Genomic DNA, 14855 nt, shown 5'->3' with positions numbered 1-14855 from the left:
GGCGCCCTGACGGCCGGCAGGACAGCCTCAGGCGGCGCTACGGGGATTTCTGGCCCTTCCCGGGCGGTTTCGGTGCTCACGACGCGCCTCGCTCCTCAGCCGCGCTTGTAGCCCACCTTATAAAGAACGGTCAAATCCGCTTATGTGATAACTGAAATTATCACATGTCGATTTCCCATCAGTATCGGCTGCCTCAACTAACATGTGACTTTGGTTGAGATCACCGATAACCATATCGGATGCCGAGGCCGCCCTCCCCTGCCCCACTGCTGCTCATCGGTCGGCTCGACGGTCGTCTTTTTCGTAGTCCAGCACGCGACATTTGGCTTGGGAGAGCGCGAATGTCAGCGACCTCAACAGTTGCCGCGCTCGCGGGGCTACCGGTCGACACAAGCGACCTGCTTGCCTGGATTACAGGCCGGAGCCCTCCTCCTCGCCACTGTGAAGGCCTGAATGACCCCATGTCGGTCGCAGCACTCGTGCACTTCGTGCTGCTCGCACAGGAAGCAGAAGGTGATGCCGTGGCCAAGGCGACGCTCAACGCGCTGCGCCTGCTGCTCGACGATCGAGAGGAGGCGCAGACCTGGGGCCGCCACGACCTCGTTCTATTCGGATCGGCGTTTCGAGCGGCCAAGCGGAGGTTGGCCGAACCATATCCAGCCCCTACCCTTCTGGCGGTCGCAGAGCGCCTCCTGGAGGTCCACGCGGAGCTCGAGATCGCGCCGGTCGGCGGTCGGTCCCTAGCGACGCTGGACGGGCGCCAGCTCACCGTCGATCCCCGAACCTTCGGCACGATCTGGCTGTTGGCCTGCCATCTTCCAATGGCGCTGCTCGCCGCAGGATTTACCTCCCAGATCATCCCGTCGTTCGTGTGCCTTCCAAGATTCTTCGGCGTCACTGCGCGCGATCTTGCCGTTGATCTCGAAAAGCGCCTTGGAGACACCGCGCTGACTGGCCTGAAAGAACTTGATGCCGTTGAAAGGCTCGATGCCAACCTTCCCAAGGAGCTCGGCGTCACCCGGCGCAGTAAGCTCCCTGCCCTCATGCGCTTAGAGGCTGCCTTTCCGGGCATCCGCATCCCTGCGATCGCACGGCTTCTTAAAATCTCTCCTCAAGGAGCGGCGAAGCTTGCCAGCCGGGCGAGAGAGAGACGCGGCCACCCTTATTGAGGCCAGTGATAATCGAGAAGGTCGCGTAATGCTGCTTCGGCCTCCGCTCGACTCCCGCCGCCTTTGTGGAAGAGCGTCAGCGTCACGCCACGCCTGTCCTTTCCGTCGACGCGAAGCAGTGCCGTGCCGCCGGGGCTATGCACGACCACGGAATCCGATCCTGTCCTCTTGGGGGCTTTTGCCGGCTTGGGCTCCTTCTTGCGCGGCGCGGCCGACCCGACCACCGCTAACAGGGCGCGAATCGTCTCAGGAGCATTGGCGGGCAACCCCTCATTGCCTGCCGCGCGCGCTTCAAACAGACGACGCGCCTCGGCGAGCACACGCGAGCGATCATCGTCGGATTTCAGCACAGGCTTCAGACTGCCGATATGCGAGATCTTCAGCTCGAAAGGATCTGGGAAAGCCGCGACGACGGCTTCAGGCAATCTGGCTAGATCAAGGTAACGGCTGACCCACGCCTCGGACTGGTTCAGCCGCCTCGCCATCTCCTTCTGGCTGCCGCCATAATAGAGATCGAGCGCCTTAAGATAGTCTCGCGCTCGCTCCAGATCGCTGAGATCCTCGCGCGCCCGGTTCTCCAGATCGGAAATGCGAAACGCCTGCTCATCCGTCAGATCGCGCACTTCCACGAGGTAGCGCACCTCGGGATGATTGTTCGCCCGTAGCCAAGATACCGACCAATGGCGGCGAGCCCCGCAGATGATCTCGAAATCATAGTCCGGCTCATGAATGCGCCGAACGATCGCGGGGACCTCCTGCTTGCCCTGCGCGAGGATACTCTCGATTAGATCGTCACACCGTTCACGGCTCAGTGCGCCGTAGTCCCGATTGTGCCGTTCCCAAATCCGGCAGCGCGCCGGATCAACGAGTTCCTGCGGGTTATTCACCACCGCACCGGAAGCTAGTTCGGCCAAGCGATTGTTACGGCCGCCAAGGACCCCTACCCCCAAACGCGGACCACGCTCCTGACCTTCGGCGCTGGGCTCCACAGAGGACGCCAGATCGCCTAGAAAGCTCTTGTTCTTCGAACTCATTTTGCCCCCCTATTTGCCGAAATTGCAGGGCTGCAATTCTTGTCCATCACGCATGCCCATCCTTGCGCAAACGGCTCAGATGGCTGGGCCAGGTCTTACGAATATCAAGCTCGATCTCGGCATTCACGCCATCGAGATAGGTCAGGCAGCGATCACGCACGGTCTTGCTCGTCATCGGGCCGTCCAGTTCGTAAACGGTCATCAGACGGGCGGTAGCGTTGTCGATCTCGGCAGAGTCCTTGAGCGGCGAGCGTACCATGGCGGTTCCGTAAACCTGCCGCATCAGGTCGAGCAGGCCCTTCTGCATCGATTTGCCCTCATCCACCTTCGATGCCACGAAGCGCAGGAAGGACAGCTGCGGCGCGAGGTCGTGCGTCGAGAGTTCCTGAATGGTCTCGTCGAGCATGGCGAGAAAGGCAGCCGTCGAGGAGAAGTCCATCACGGTTGGTGGAACCGGCACCACCAGTGCGTTGGCTGCCCTGAGAACGGATAGGGAGATTGCTCCCAAGGCTGGCGGCGGATCGAGGATCACTACATCGTAGAGATCCTGCACCGAGGCGATACCCTGCGCCATTCGATCGAGCAGAGCCCCCTGCCCCCGCGCCATACGCGCCGCGAGTTCATATTCCGACTGGAAGAGACGCAGGTTGGCCGGGATCAGGTCAAGACCATCGAAATGGGTCTTGCGGATCGCATAATCGAGGGACTTGCGTTCACCCTCTCGCAGGTACGGATAGAGCGTGTCGTTCTCGTTCAAATCGAGATCCGGCACATAGCCGAAAAGGGTCGTAGCAGACGCCTGGCTGTCGCAATCAATCAGGAGGACACGATAGCCGCGGATCGCCAGATATTGCGCCAGATGGACCGACACCGTCGACTTGCCGACACCACCCTTGAAGTTCTGGACCGCGATGACAGAACACGGGTCGCTTGGATCGCGCCATGGGCGCGTGCCAAAGGCGCCACGCATGTCATTCAACTGAGCAAGCGTGTATCCCATGCGCCGACCGCTTTCTGTCCGCGGAGGTGGCACAAGACGGCCATCGCTCTCGGCCTCGCGAATCGCTCCGGTCGTCCGCCCCACCAGATCGGCGGCCTTTCCGATCTGAAACGTCGGTTCTCGCCGCTCGTCGGCGCGCGCGCTTCGGGCCGAGTTGCGCAGCTTTTCAAGGACAGAGGAAGACCGAGCAGCGAGCGACGCAACATCGAGTGTTTCCCCCATCCGCACTTCATCAATTGCGGACGCCATAGCTGCTCCTGTTAAAGTCTGGAGCATCCATGTTCGATTTTCACTTTTTGGTCAATATCCGCCCGAAATTTGACAGTTGGACCATGGAGACCGTCGGATCGCCAGCCCGTACTTCTATCCTGTCCTCTTGGGGGCTAATCGACGCCTTCATGGCAGGAATTGCAGCCCTGCAATTTGTGCCAGACGCGCCTTCCGCTCGCAACCTGACTCGGTGGGGGCACAGGATTGACGATAGCGCGACGTTCATCCTTGCGGGTCGCAAGTGACCGCGTTGATATGTGTCGTCATGACAGAGAGCCTCAACCCCGCGCTTGCCCGACGCATCGCCCTTGCCGCGCAAGGCTTTGGTGAGGCCATGCCTTCTATTGTCAGGGCTAACCATTTGCGGCGTACTATCGCCCGGCTCGGTCTCCACCAGATCGACAGCGTCAACGTGTTGACGCGAGCTCACTACCTTCCGGCCTATTCGCGCCTTGGTGTTTATGATCCGAGGTTGCTGGAGGCCGACGCCTGGGGGCCACTCCGATCGCGTCGGCTCTTCGAATATTGGGCGCACGAAGCGTCTTTGATCCCCCTCCCCCTCCAGCCGTTGCTGCGATGGCGACAGGCAATGGCAGACGCTGGCGAGACTGGATGGAAGGGTCTGCGCATATTCGCGCGCGATCGGCGGGCGGACGCGATCTCGATCCTCGAGCGCATCCGCAACGACGGACCCCTCGCTGCATCCGATATCGAAAGCGGGAAGCGACGCGCAGGCTGGTGGGAGTGGGGCGACAGCAAGATGGCGCTGGAGTGGCTTTTCTGGTCCGGCCACATCACCACTGCGACACGACGTGCGAGTTTCGAGCGAGTGTATGATCTCACCGAGCGCGTGTTGCCACAGACGATCCTCGCTCTCCCCACCCCGGAACCTGCGGCAGCCAGACGCCAACTCATTGAGCACAGCGCCCGCGCCCTTGGCGTAGCAACGGCAAAAGATCTGCGTGACTATTTCCGGCTTTCTCCAACAGAGGCTCATCCAGCTATTGCGCAGCTCGTGGAGGAGGGCGTCCTTCAGCCCGTGAAGATTGATGGGTGGAACCAGTCAACGTGGTTGCACCGGGAGGCGAGGCGCCCACGACGAATACGCCATGCCGCTTTGCTAGCGCCATCCATTGATCTGGGAACGCGACCGCGCCGAGCGCCTCTTTGGCATACGCTATCGGATCGAAATATACGTCCCTGCTCCGCTGCGCACCTATGGATATTATGTTCTACCGTTCCTGCTTGATGAGCAGATCGTCGCACGGGTCGACCTGAAGGCAGACCGGAAAGCGAAAGCGCTACTCGTTCAACAAAAGACGTTCGAGAGCGACGCGCCTGCTCATGCCGGCGAAGAGCTGGACGAGGCCCTCCGGTCAATGGCGCGGTGGCTGGGATTGGACCGTGTGATATTCGGCGATGCGGTGAGGGGCGTGTGACCGCCTGCACGACCCTTTGTGGCACAAATTGCAGGGCTGCAATTTGTGCTGTTACGGCCGGCCTCGCCGATTGAAAAAGGCTTCGCACCAGCCCTTCCAGGACTTTTCGAGTTTCGTACCGGACAGGGTGTTCAAGCGAGCGCCCATATGGTCGCGATAGGCCTCGGCGATCATGTCGACGTCCCAGCCACCGCCATAGCGAACTCCAATCTCACGAGCCGCCTCCTCGGTAGCCCCGAAATGCAGCCGGCCCCGGGGGAACCTTGCCCACAATTCTACCCCGCCCGACGACGCCGCGTCCGAGCTTACCAGCGCAGCAGTTACCTTCTTCAGGACATTCGCCACGTCCACGCCGTCGACGGTCGGGCTGTGGGGAAGGGGACTATCGCTTGCCACGACCTTCTCGACGGTATCGTCGCGCCTAGCTTTCCGTCCCTTCGAATGACGCTCGAGTTCGTCGACCGTTGCAATCTGCGCCGGCGCATCTTTCGAGACGAACCGGAACTCGATCTCGATCACGGCACGGCCTCGCCGGATCTCTTGCCATTCGACTGTGAAGTGGGCGAGCTGGTCGATCTCTGCCTTGGCGACCGTCAGAACCTTGCGGCGTAGCTGAGCGAAGTCGGCATACTTGTCGGGATCGATCCCCAGCGCCGCGCGCAAACCCACCATATCGACTTTCCACACAGGTTGCCGTCTGTGGAGGCGAAGAGCGCCCTCTTCGTACAGCTTCAGGGCATAGGCTGACCTGAACCCTAGCACGGCCTGGCGGTTCATCACCGCATAGGTTTCGGACTCCTGGATAAGCCGGCGAGCGTCAGGCGTGAACTGCCACTCGATCCAGCCCGTTTCCTTGTCGTTGTCCTCGACCTCTTCCCAAGACGCCTGAATAAGGTTGAAACGCTTCGTGGCGCGCTTGCCGCGCCAAGATTTGTCATCCTCTGCGAAGAGCGTTCTGTGCAACTCTTCAAGCATATCGACAATTCGTTCGTTGCCCTTGTGGCCGCGACGGATGTCCGACTTTCGCATACGGTGCGTCGTGTCTTGCCAGGCATCGCCGCCCGCAGTCAGGATCATGAGGGCGAGGAGGCGGGAGGCGGTCAGACTGAGCGATTGCCCTTTGACGAAGCGGACCTCGACAAGGCGACCGGGTTTGGCGAACTGGTCGCCACCCTTGCGAGCGAGCGCTGCAGCCACGCGCATCGAGCGGGCGGCCGAAGTCTCTTCGCCGCCTTCCTCGTCTACGCTTTCCGCTGGCACTCCCATGCGATTCACCTCACACTGTTTCGGAAACTGCCTGTCCTGACCTCGTTCGTCAAGTCAGGTCAGGTTAGACTCTTCTTAGAGCCCCCAAAAGGTCAGGATAGATTCGCCGTGAGAATCGGACATTCCGCCTGTGATTCCGCCGAGTCGCAATTGTCAGCGGTATCGCGCGAAACAGGGACCAAAAAGCGGCTCGAAACACATGGTTCGGTCACGATACCACGCCTCCCCCAAGAAGACAGGATGATCCCCAAGAGGTCAGGTTAGAGCCCCCGCCAGGACAGGTTACATCCCCCGCGAAGTCAGGCAAAAGCCCCCAAGAGGTCAGGTTAGACCCTGATTCAGTCTGTGGTTTCAAACACATAGCGGCCCTGAATCATAGAATCATTAGAATCTTAGAATCACCCCGACGCTGCGCGCCGGGCGTTTTTATAGATGGAGTCTTTCAGAAGAAGTGATTCGGTGGTGCCCGGTGACCAGCGGTGGCAGCTATCGCTCATCAAGATCCGCATCATCAGTCGGGCGTAGCTCGTCCCCAAGATCAACCGCCAACCATCGAGTGAAGACGGCCTGTTGCTTCCCCTGCCTATCCCTCCAACTGGGGGGATAGGAGCCCAGGTCGTGCTCCCGTACCGTGCAGCCCACGGCAGCTCAGCAGTCATATGGCGTGCGAAATCCGATCGTTTGCTCGTTCATGTTTGCTCAGCGCCAAGCTGGAGGCACCATGATCAACTTCGCAAAGTTCGAGATTATAGGGCGGATCGGGGAGATCGACGCCAAACCCAAGGTCACCAATGTCTCGGTCTGCGCGAATTATCGCCGCCGTGGTGAAGGCGATGAGTGGATCGAGGACAGCTACTGGAACCGCGTCGTGATCTTCAGCGAGGGCCAGAGAAAGTATATCGAAGAACGTGTCCATGTCGGCGATCTCGTCCGGGTAGCGGGCCGGCTACGCGACAGTTCCTACGAGCGTGATGGAACGACCCATTACACGACCGACCGGATCGTCGAGGAATTCGGTGTCCTCGCACCAAAATCAGCATAGCGCCGCGAAGAGGGGAGGGGGCAGGCCGGGTTTGCGCTTCCGGTTCGAGAAGGAGTTTCCCTATGCCTGCCTCTTTAGACGCAGCGACTCGCGCAAAGCAGATCGTCGAACGCCTGGGCGGCCGATGGACAGGCTCACACGGCGAGTGCCGATGCCCTGCGCATGATGATCGATCGCCAAGCCTGTCCGTTCGCTTGGGAACGAAGGCCATCCTGTTCAAATGCTTTGCCGGCTGCACCTCGATCGACATCCTGAAGGCGCTCGATCGGCAGGGCCTCCATGACCGCGCCCCCATTCACGTTGAACCGCGCCTGCCTGCTCGTGATCTGAGCGGTCTCGCCAAGACCTTATGGCATCGCAGCGTTGCTATCGATGGCACGCTTGCTGAAACCTATCTCAGCGCCCGAGGCGTGTTCAGCCCGACACCGGAGTTGCGGTTCAATCCCTCGACTATCATCGGGAAGGGCAAGGATAGACGAAGTCTGCCGGCGATGATTGCCGCCGTGAAAAACGAACTCGGACTGGTCGCGGTCCATCGCACGTTCCTGGATCCTTCCGACATCCTGCATCGCCCGTTTCGCAAGCCGAAGCTTGCGCTCGGGCTGCTGGGATCGGGCAGTGTGCAATTCGGCGTACCGCAAGACACGCTTGGATTGGCCGAAGGGATCGAAGATGCCCTTTCAGCGCGCGACTGGTTTGACCTGCCAGTCTGGGCGGTGCTCGGCGCCGAGCGCTACGCCCATGTCGGCATACCCTCGAGCGTCAGGCGGGTCATAGTATTCGGGCAGCGCAATGAGGCGGCACGGACATGCTTTGAGCGCGCCTACGAACATCTCTCTGCCAACGACCGCCAGGTCGAACACTGGCTTCCAAAAGATCATGACGACTGGAATGACGCCCTGCGCGACAGGCTTGCCCGCAATTCGGTTCCCAGGTCCGGTCTGCTGACCCAGCCATTGTAGAGAGGAGAGGGGGCCTTCGGCGAGGCGGCCCGGTGCTGATCATCGGGCGACATCAAGGAGCCCCATTATGCCCGCTACCGCCTCCGCCGTTGCTGAACTCGACTTCTCCGACCCCGCCATCATTGCCGCGCGCGAAATCGCCGCAAAGATCGGGAGCAATATTCCCATCGATCGACCCACGCTGATCGGCGCCATGACCCGCGCCTATGGCTCGGCACCCGCGAGCGGGGACTGGTCGATCCGTGATGCCTATGATGTGCTCGAACTGGGGCAGGTGCTCTTCCTGTCCGGCAGCACATTGCCGGACGCGGCGCCGGCTCAGCTTGCGCTTGTCGCCGCCATGGTCGCGCGCCTGCCGGTTCATAGCGTACGCAGCGAGAAGCAGATTGATCTCCAGCAATTCTCGACACCGGCATCGATCGCCCTGATCGCGACGCGGCTCGCCGGCATCGGCGAGCGCGACGTCGTACTCGAACCCTCGGCAGGGACTGGCCTGCTCGCCATCTTCGCCCGTCGTGCCCAGGCTCGTCTGATCCTCAATGAGATTGATCCCTGGCGCCGGGCCATGCTCGCGGCTGCTTACCCCGATGCCCGCATCTTCGGCCATGACGGTGAGCTCATCGACGACCTCCTTCCCGTCGATCTGGTGCCGGATGTCATCCTGATCAATCCGCCCTTCTCGCGCAGTGAGGGCCGCGGCCGTGATCGGGTTGCCGGCCTTCGCCACCTGCGCTCTGCCCTCACGCGCCTGCGTCCGGGTGGTCGCTGTGTCGCAATCCTTCCCACCCGCGTTGATCCGCAATCGAGTGAATGGAAGATCGCGACGGCCGGTTCTACGCTCTTCCGCCAGATCGAATTACCAGCGTCTGCCTATGCGCGGCACGGTACGACACAAGCTGTCCAGCTTCTCCTCCTGCACAAGGGCGTTGAAGGCGTCCCTGCCAGCGCGATCGCCTGCGCAACCTTAGACGAAGCCCTCGATGCCTGTTCCCTTCACCCAATGCTCACTGCGGCGACGTCGTCCATACGCCCAGGCCGGGTGGTATCGCGCCCGTCAGCTCTGCTAGCCGGCGCCCGCCGTGGTGCCATCAAGCCCTTGGCACCGAAGCGCATCGACGTGGCTGCCCCGGCGGAACCCATCGCATTCGAGGTGCTCGACGCCCCGGCGCCGGTCGGTGAACCCTCCGGGCTCTACCTTCCCTATCGACCGAGCCGGATCGCCCTGGCAGCAGCGCGGCCTCACCCGACGGCGCTCGTGGAATCGATCGCCATGGGTTCGATCGCAGCGCCCAAGACACGCTATGCGCCGATCCTGCCGCCGAGATTGCTCACCGAAAATATACTCTCGGATGCGCAGCTCGAGACCGTCATCTACGCAGGCGATGCGTTCGAGCGCGATCTTCCGGGCCGATTCCTGACCAAGGATGAAGGTCTCACTTTGACGCCCGACGAGGCGGGCAGCGGGGTTCGCACCGGCTTCTTCCTGGGTGATGGCACCGGCGCTGGCAAAGGCCGCCAGGTTGCAGCGATCTTGCTCGACCAGTGGCTGCGCGGCCGCCGCAAGCATGTCTGGATCTCCAAGAGCGAAACGCTGCTCGAAGATGCCCGTCGTGATTGGGTTGCGGTCGGCGGGCTTGCGCTCGATCTCCAGCATCTCAACCAGTGGAAGCTCGGAACGGCGATCGGGGCCAGTGAGGGCGTGCTCTTCCTCACCTATGCTACCTTGCGGTCGAGCCGGGGCGACAAGGGCACGCGCCTCAAACAGATCACCGATTGGCTGGGTGACGGCTATGAAGGCATGATCGTCTTCGACGAAGCCCATGAAATGGCCGGCGTGGCTGGCGGGGAAGGGCGGTTCGGCACCTCCAAGGGATCCGAGCAGGGCATCGCCGGCGTCCGACTGCAAAATCTCCTACCCCGCGCCCGCGTTCTCTACGTGTCCGCGACGGGGGCTTCGGACGTCAACAATCTGGCTTATGCCACCCGGCTCGGCCTTTGGGGTCCGGGAACGGCCTTTTCCGACCGCCGCGATTTCGTCGAAAGCCTGCGCCGGGGCGGCATCGCGGCAATGGAACTGATCGCCCGCGATCTGAAGGCACAGGGTCTTTATGCGGCACGCGCGCTCAGTTTTGCTGGCGTCGAGTATGACATTCTCGAACACCAGCTAACCCCGGACCAGATCGCAATCTACGATGCCTATGCGGATGCCTGGGGTATCATTCACCGCAACCTGCAGGCCGCGCTCGACGCGACCCGTATCACCGACAGTTTCAGCAAATCGACCTATAATGGCGGAGCGAAGGCTGCGGCGATCTCCATCTTCGAATCGACCAAACAGCGGTTCTTTGCCCAGCTTCTGATTTCACTGAAGCTGCCATCGCTGATCCCCGCCATTCATGCCGATCTCGCGCGCGGTGATTGCGTGGTGATCCAGCTCGTCTCGACGGCCGAGGCGATGCTCGACCGGACGCTTGCCGCCCTGGATGCCGAGGCGAGGGCCAATCTGGATATCGAATTGTCGCCGCGCGAGTTCCTCATGGATTATCTGAGCGCGGCGTTCCCGACGCGACAGATGCGAACCTACACCGACGATTCCGGCAATGTCCGGTCCGAGCCGATGACCGACGAAGACGGGCGACCTGTTCACAGCCAGGAGGCGCTGCAGATGCGCGAACAGCTGCTGGAAGAACTGTGCGCTCTCCCAGTCGTAGGCTCCGCGCTGGACCATATCATCGGCCATTTCGGCGTCGATCAGGTTGCCGAGGTCACCGGACGATTGCGCCGGATCGTGGCTGACGCGCGCGGTGGACAGCGTCTCGAAAGCCGGTCCCCACGCAGCAATCTTGCCGAGACCGATGCTTTCATGCGCGGTGCCAAGCGCATCCTGATCTTCTCGGATGCCGGCGGCACTGGCCGCAGCTACCACGCCAGTCTCGCGGCCGAGAACCAGAGCCGCCGCATTCACTATCTGCTCGAGCCGGGCTGGCGAGCCGACGCCGCGATCCAGGGGCTCGGGCGTACCCATCGCACCCATCAGGCATCTGCACCGCTATTTCGTCCGGTATCGACGGACTGCCGGGGCGAACGCCGTTTCATTTCGACGATCGCGCGCCGTCTCGACAGCCTGGGCGCACTTACCCGCGGCCAGCGCCAGACCGGCGGACAGGGTCTGTTCAATCCCCACGACAACCTGGAATCGGATTTTGCCAAGGATTCGCTCGTTACCTGGTTCCGGCTGCTCTTCGCCGGTAAGCTCGCCTCGACCAGCCTCACAGATTTTCAGGCGCTGACGGGCCTCAATCTCGAGGGTGAGGGCGGTGGCATGGTAGAGGATCTGCCGCCCATACAGCGCTGGCTAAACCGTATTCTTGCGTTGAGGATCAGCCTTCAGAACGCGATCTTCGACGAATATCTCGGCTTGATCGAGGCCCGGATCGAGGCGGCGCGGGAAGCTGGTACGCTCGATGTCGGCGTCGAGACGATCGATGCCGAGCGGATCACCATTCTCGACCGGACCTGTATCCGTGAAGACCCTGTGAGCGGCGCTGTCACGGAAATCCTGCGGCTCGAGACCGAGCAGCGCTATCGTCCGGTCAGCCGCGACCGTGTCGAATGGCTCCTCCAGGGTGGCGAGAGCCGGTGCGTGGTGAACCGCCGATCTGGCAAGGCCGCCATCTGCAGCGCCACCCATTCGCTCACCGACGAGGACGGCCAGCTGGTCAAGCGCTGGGAGCTGGTCCGCCCGGCACGGACCGAGCGTCACCGTCAGGACCTGTTTCTCGAAACGCTGTGGGAAGATGCGGATGCCGAGGAATTTGCGAAGCTCTGGGATCAGGAGGTCGAGGAACTGCGACACCGCACCCGAACCGAGACGATCTACCTCGTCACTGGCCTCCTCCTTCCCGTCTGGGGCAAGCTTCCCGACGATCATGTCCAGGTCTGGCGCCTGAAGACTGAAGATGGGCAGTCGCTGCTTGGCCGTCTCATCCCGGCGCCAATGGTGTCCAAGGTCAGCAGCGCATTCGGCGTGGCGGGCGGGATCGAGATCGCACCGACCGATATTGTTCGGCACGTACTCGATAGCGGCGGCGTGGAGCCGGTTGGTGCATATCATCTCAAGCGCAGTCTCGTGGCGGGCGAGCAGCGCCTCGAGCTGATCGACTGGCCTGCGAGCCGGCTGGCCGAACTCAAGGCGCTGGGCTGCTTCTCCGAGATCATCGCCTATCGCACCCGACTGTTCCTGCCGCCCGCCCGTGCTGCCGATATCCTGGCTCGCATCGCTGCCTGATCCTCTCGGCGGCGATCACGCGTGCCGCGCCGCGACAACCGGCGAGGGAAGACCGTGATCGTCGCCGCATTGGTCCTGTCGCGCAGTGTCTGGCGCGCGTCCGCACGTCTTCGACGGTCCTCATCACCCTTTCTGTGAGAGGGGAGGGGGCTTCGCCTTGGTGGGCCTGATGAGCAGGTCCCGAGCGCGGCACGCTGGCGCTCGTCTCTCCTTCGGAGAAATTCGATGATCCAATCCGTCAAAGTGAAGAACCTGTCCCTGTCCAAGGACAATGTTCGCAAGAGCAATCGCGACCTCGATATCGAGTCCTTCGCTGCCACCATCGCGGCGCACGGGCTGCTGCAGAATCTCGTGGTCACCCCCCTGAAGAAGAACGGCCATTTTACGGTCAAGGCCGGTGGGCGTCGTCTGCGCGCGCTCCAGCATCTTATCGCGACGGGCGTCCTGCCCGCTGATCATGAAGTGCCCGCATTGGTTCTGGCTGACGATGCCGACAGCACCGAGGCGAGCCTTGCGGAGAATTTCGGCCGCTTGCCGATGAACCCGGCGGACGAGGCAACCGCATTCAATCACTTCATCGACAAGGGCGCGTCGGCCGAGGACGTGGCCAAGCGGTTCGGCGTGACCACTCGCTTTGTTGAGCAGCGCGTTCGCCTCGCGGAACTGGCACCCTGCATCTTCCAGGCCCTTGCTGCCGGTGAAATCAGTCTGGGCGTCGCACAGGCCTATGCGGTCACCGGCGATACCGACCGCCAGGCGCGAGTCTTCGAACAGATGAAGTCGGCCTATTACGGCAATCAGCCCGACAATATCCGGCGTGCGATCCTGAACGGCACCGTCAAGGCGAACGACGCCAAGGCGCGCTTTGTCGGCCGGGACGCCTATCTCGCCGCCGGCGGCCGCATCGAGGGCGATCTGTTTGCGACCGAGGGCGACGAGAACTGGATCGATGTCGAGCTCCTGGAGGATATGGCGGCACAGAAGCTCGAAGCTGCTGCCGCCGAACTGGCCGAATCTCAGGGTCTCGCATTCGTCACGCCGGTGGCGGCGACGCATGTGCCCTACGATACCGAACGGCAGCTCCACGAATATCATGCCACCGCCCGTCCGCTGTCGGAGGCCGAACAGGAACGGGTCGATGCCCTTGCGGTGGAAAATGACACGCTGGTCGATCAGCTCGAAACGGAGCTGGTCGACGGCACCGACGCGGCTGACGCCGCGAACGCCCGGCTCGAAGAAATCGAGCGTGAACTCGACGAACTCGACGCCGCCCGCAAGGTCGTCGACCCAGAGGTCCGCGCCCAGCTCGGCACGTTCGTCTATATCGGCGGCGACGGCACTGTCCGCGTCCATACCCGGATGTTCAGCGAGAAGCCGGTGGTCGATCCGAACGCACCTGTCGTCATCAGCCCGATTGGCGGGGCCGACGATGTGGGCGAGCAGGGGGTGAAGCTCAGCGCGACGCTGGTCGACGAGCTCGCTACCCAGCGGCGTCAGATCCTCGTCGCCCACCTTGCAAGCGACCCGGCTCTCGCGCTCGACCTGACCATCTTCCTGATGGCACAGGATGTCGTCTTCGCGAACAATTACGTCCGCAGTCACTCGACGCTGAAAGCATCACCATCGCAATTCCCGATCTTCGCGTTTCGCGACGAGGGCTCGCTTGCGTCGCAGACGATCGCCGATCAACGGCAAGCGCTCGATACCAGCTGGGCAGGGCACGATACGATGTCGGCGCGCTTCGATGCCTTCCGCGCGCTTGACGACGAAGCCCGGGGTAACTGGGTCGCCTTCGTCATCGCCCAGACGCTCGAGCCGACGCTGAATGCCGGTGATGGCGGTCGGCTGAACGGGTTCCACGATCACCTCGGCCGGATTCTTGATATCCAGGTCGAACAGTGGTGGCGTCCCACCGCCGCAAACTTCTTCGGCCGGGTGAAGAAGGATGTGATGCTGGACGCGCTGGAGGACATCGGCGGCCCGATCCTTCGCGGTCGCTACAAGGATGCCAAGAAGGGCGACCTTGCCAGCACCTGCGCGTCGCTCTGCAATGGCCAGGGTATCGTCGAGGCTGAAATCCGCGAGAAGGCGACCGCCTGGTTGCCCGACGCCATGCGGTTCGATGCGATCGAAAAGCCGGAACGTTATCCCACCCGCTCGGCCTTCCTTGAGGCCGAGGATGACGAGGATGTCGAGGCGGTCGATGACGCGCTGGACGGCGAGGACGTCGAGCCGGTGGGCGAGATCACCGACGACGATGACCTGAGCGAAGCGGCCTGACGCTCAGCCGACAGTTCGAGGCGACTTGGGGCGGTGCTCTTCTGAGTGCCGCCCTTTTTTTCATGATCCGTCAGCCGTCGGGTCCGCCTCTTTTCAAATCGGAGA

11 protein-coding genes are annotated in these 14855 nt (G+C 62.1%); 8 read left to right on the top strand and 3 right to left on the bottom strand.

The features are described 5' to 3' along the window. The first annotated feature begins 461 nt into the window (after positions 1-461). Positions 462-1169 (top strand): hypothetical protein, encoded by a 708-nt coding sequence (locus A0U87_RS04875; RefSeq protein ID WP_230588552.1) that lies wholly within the window; start codon positions 462-464, stop codon positions 1167-1169. Here the strand turns inward: A0U87_RS04875 and A0U87_RS04870 are convergent. Continuing rightward, positions 1163-2203, bottom strand: a complete 1041-nt coding sequence (locus A0U87_RS04870; RefSeq protein ID WP_004212859.1) for a ParB/RepB/Spo0J family partition protein — start codon at positions 2201-2203, stop codon at positions 1163-1165. The genes A0U87_RS04875 and A0U87_RS04870 overlap by 7 nt on opposite strands. Before the next feature lie 46 nt (positions 2204-2249). After that, positions 2250-3452, bottom strand: coding sequence for an AAA family ATPase (locus A0U87_RS04865; RefSeq protein WP_004212858.1), 1203 nt, complete (start codon positions 3450-3452; stop codon positions 2250-2252). A gap of 29 nt (positions 3453-3481) precedes the next feature. Between A0U87_RS04865 and A0U87_RS04860 the strand changes: the two genes are divergently transcribed. From A0U87_RS04860 to A0U87_RS26990, 3 genes are read left to right on the top strand one after another with little or no spacing between them, the layout of a single operon-like run. Then, positions 3482-3718 (top strand): hypothetical protein, encoded by a 237-nt coding sequence (locus A0U87_RS04860; RefSeq protein WP_004212856.1) that lies wholly within the window; start codon positions 3482-3484, stop codon positions 3716-3718. 20 nt (positions 3719-3738) lie between these two features. Further along, positions 3739-4722: a crosslink repair DNA glycosylase YcaQ family protein gene (locus A0U87_RS04855; RefSeq protein WP_346763657.1), complete on the top strand. Its 984-nt coding sequence runs from the start codon at positions 3739-3741 to the stop codon at positions 4720-4722. Beyond that, positions 4607-4912 carry a crosslink repair DNA glycosylase YcaQ family protein gene (locus A0U87_RS26990; RefSeq protein ID WP_276609687.1) on the top strand — a complete coding sequence of 102 codons (306 nt, stop codon included), beginning with the start codon at positions 4607-4609 and terminating at the stop codon, positions 4910-4912. Before A0U87_RS04855 ends, A0U87_RS26990 begins: the two co-directional genes overlap by 116 nt. A 51-nt stretch (positions 4913-4963) precedes the next feature. Here A0U87_RS26990 and A0U87_RS04850 read toward each other — a convergent pair whose 3' ends face one another. Next, positions 4964-6115 carry a replication initiation protein gene (locus A0U87_RS04850; RefSeq protein WP_037492281.1) on the bottom strand — a complete coding sequence of 384 codons (1152 nt, stop codon included), beginning with the start codon at positions 6113-6115 and terminating at the stop codon, positions 4964-4966. Between the two features lie 784 nt (positions 6116-6899). Between A0U87_RS04850 and A0U87_RS04845 the strand changes: the two genes are divergently transcribed. From A0U87_RS04845 to A0U87_RS04830, 4 genes are all read left to right on the top strand, one after another. Next, the gene (locus tag A0U87_RS04845) at positions 6900-7220 is read left to right on the top strand and encodes a single-stranded DNA-binding protein (RefSeq protein WP_004212853.1); all 321 of its coding nucleotides are present in this window, start codon (positions 6900-6902) and stop codon (positions 7218-7220) included. Between the two features lie 62 nt (positions 7221-7282). Beyond that, a complete protein-coding gene (locus A0U87_RS04840) occupies positions 7283-8182 on the top strand; it encodes a toprim domain-containing protein (protein ID WP_037509285.1) in 900 nt (299 codons plus the stop codon). A 67-nt stretch (positions 8183-8249) separates the two neighbouring features. Continuing rightward, complete coding sequence (locus A0U87_RS04835; protein ID WP_137405258.1) at positions 8250-12470, top strand: strawberry notch-like NTP hydrolase domain-containing protein; 4221 nt, start codon at positions 8250-8252, stop codon at positions 12468-12470. A gap of 225 nt (positions 12471-12695) precedes the next feature. Then, a complete protein-coding gene (locus A0U87_RS04830) occupies positions 12696-14750 on the top strand; it encodes a ParB/RepB/Spo0J family partition protein (protein WP_037509289.1) in 2055 nt (684 codons plus the stop codon). Positions 14751-14855 lie beyond the last annotated feature (105 nt).

It is taken from the genome of Sphingobium sp. MP9-4 (genome assembly GCF_005281675.1).
Classification (GTDB): Bacteria; Pseudomonadota; Alphaproteobacteria; order Sphingomonadales; family Sphingomonadaceae; genus Sphingobium; species Sphingobium yanoikuyae.
The sequence above is the reverse complement of the archived record's forward strand: the minus strand, read 5'-3'. Positions and strand labels throughout refer to the sequence as shown.

Excerpts from the sequence above, each read along its gene's own strand:
- A0U87_RS04845 (WP_004212853.1), top strand. The coding sequence starts at position 6,900 with ATGATCAACTTCGCAAAGTTCGAGATTATAGGGCGGATCGGGGAGATC.
- A0U87_RS04865 (WP_004212858.1), bottom strand. The coding sequence starts at position 3,452 with ATGGCGTCCGCAATTGATGAAGTGCGGATGGGGGAAACACTCGATGTT.
- A0U87_RS04855 (WP_346763657.1), top strand. The coding sequence starts at position 3,739 with ATGACAGAGAGCCTCAACCCCGCGCTTGCCCGACGCATCGCCCTTGCC.
- A0U87_RS04840 (WP_037509285.1), top strand. The coding sequence starts at position 7,283 with ATGCCTGCCTCTTTAGACGCAGCGACTCGCGCAAAGCAGATCGTCGAA.
- A0U87_RS04870 (WP_004212859.1), bottom strand. The coding sequence starts at position 2,203 with ATGAGTTCGAAGAACAAGAGCTTTCTAGGCGATCTGGCGTCCTCTGTG.
- A0U87_RS04875 (WP_230588552.1), top strand. The coding sequence starts at position 462 with ATGTCGGTCGCAGCACTCGTGCACTTCGTGCTGCTCGCACAGGAAGCA.
- A0U87_RS04860 (WP_004212856.1), top strand. The coding sequence starts at position 3,482 with ATGTTCGATTTTCACTTTTTGGTCAATATCCGCCCGAAATTTGACAGT.
- A0U87_RS04830 (WP_037509289.1), top strand. The coding sequence starts at position 12,696 with ATGATCCAATCCGTCAAAGTGAAGAACCTGTCCCTGTCCAAGGACAAT.
- A0U87_RS04835 (WP_137405258.1), top strand. The coding sequence starts at position 8,250 with ATGCCCGCTACCGCCTCCGCCGTTGCTGAACTCGACTTCTCCGACCCC.
- A0U87_RS04850 (WP_037492281.1), bottom strand. The coding sequence starts at position 6,115 with ATGCGCGTGGCTGCAGCGCTCGCTCGCAAGGGTGGCGACCAGTTCGCC.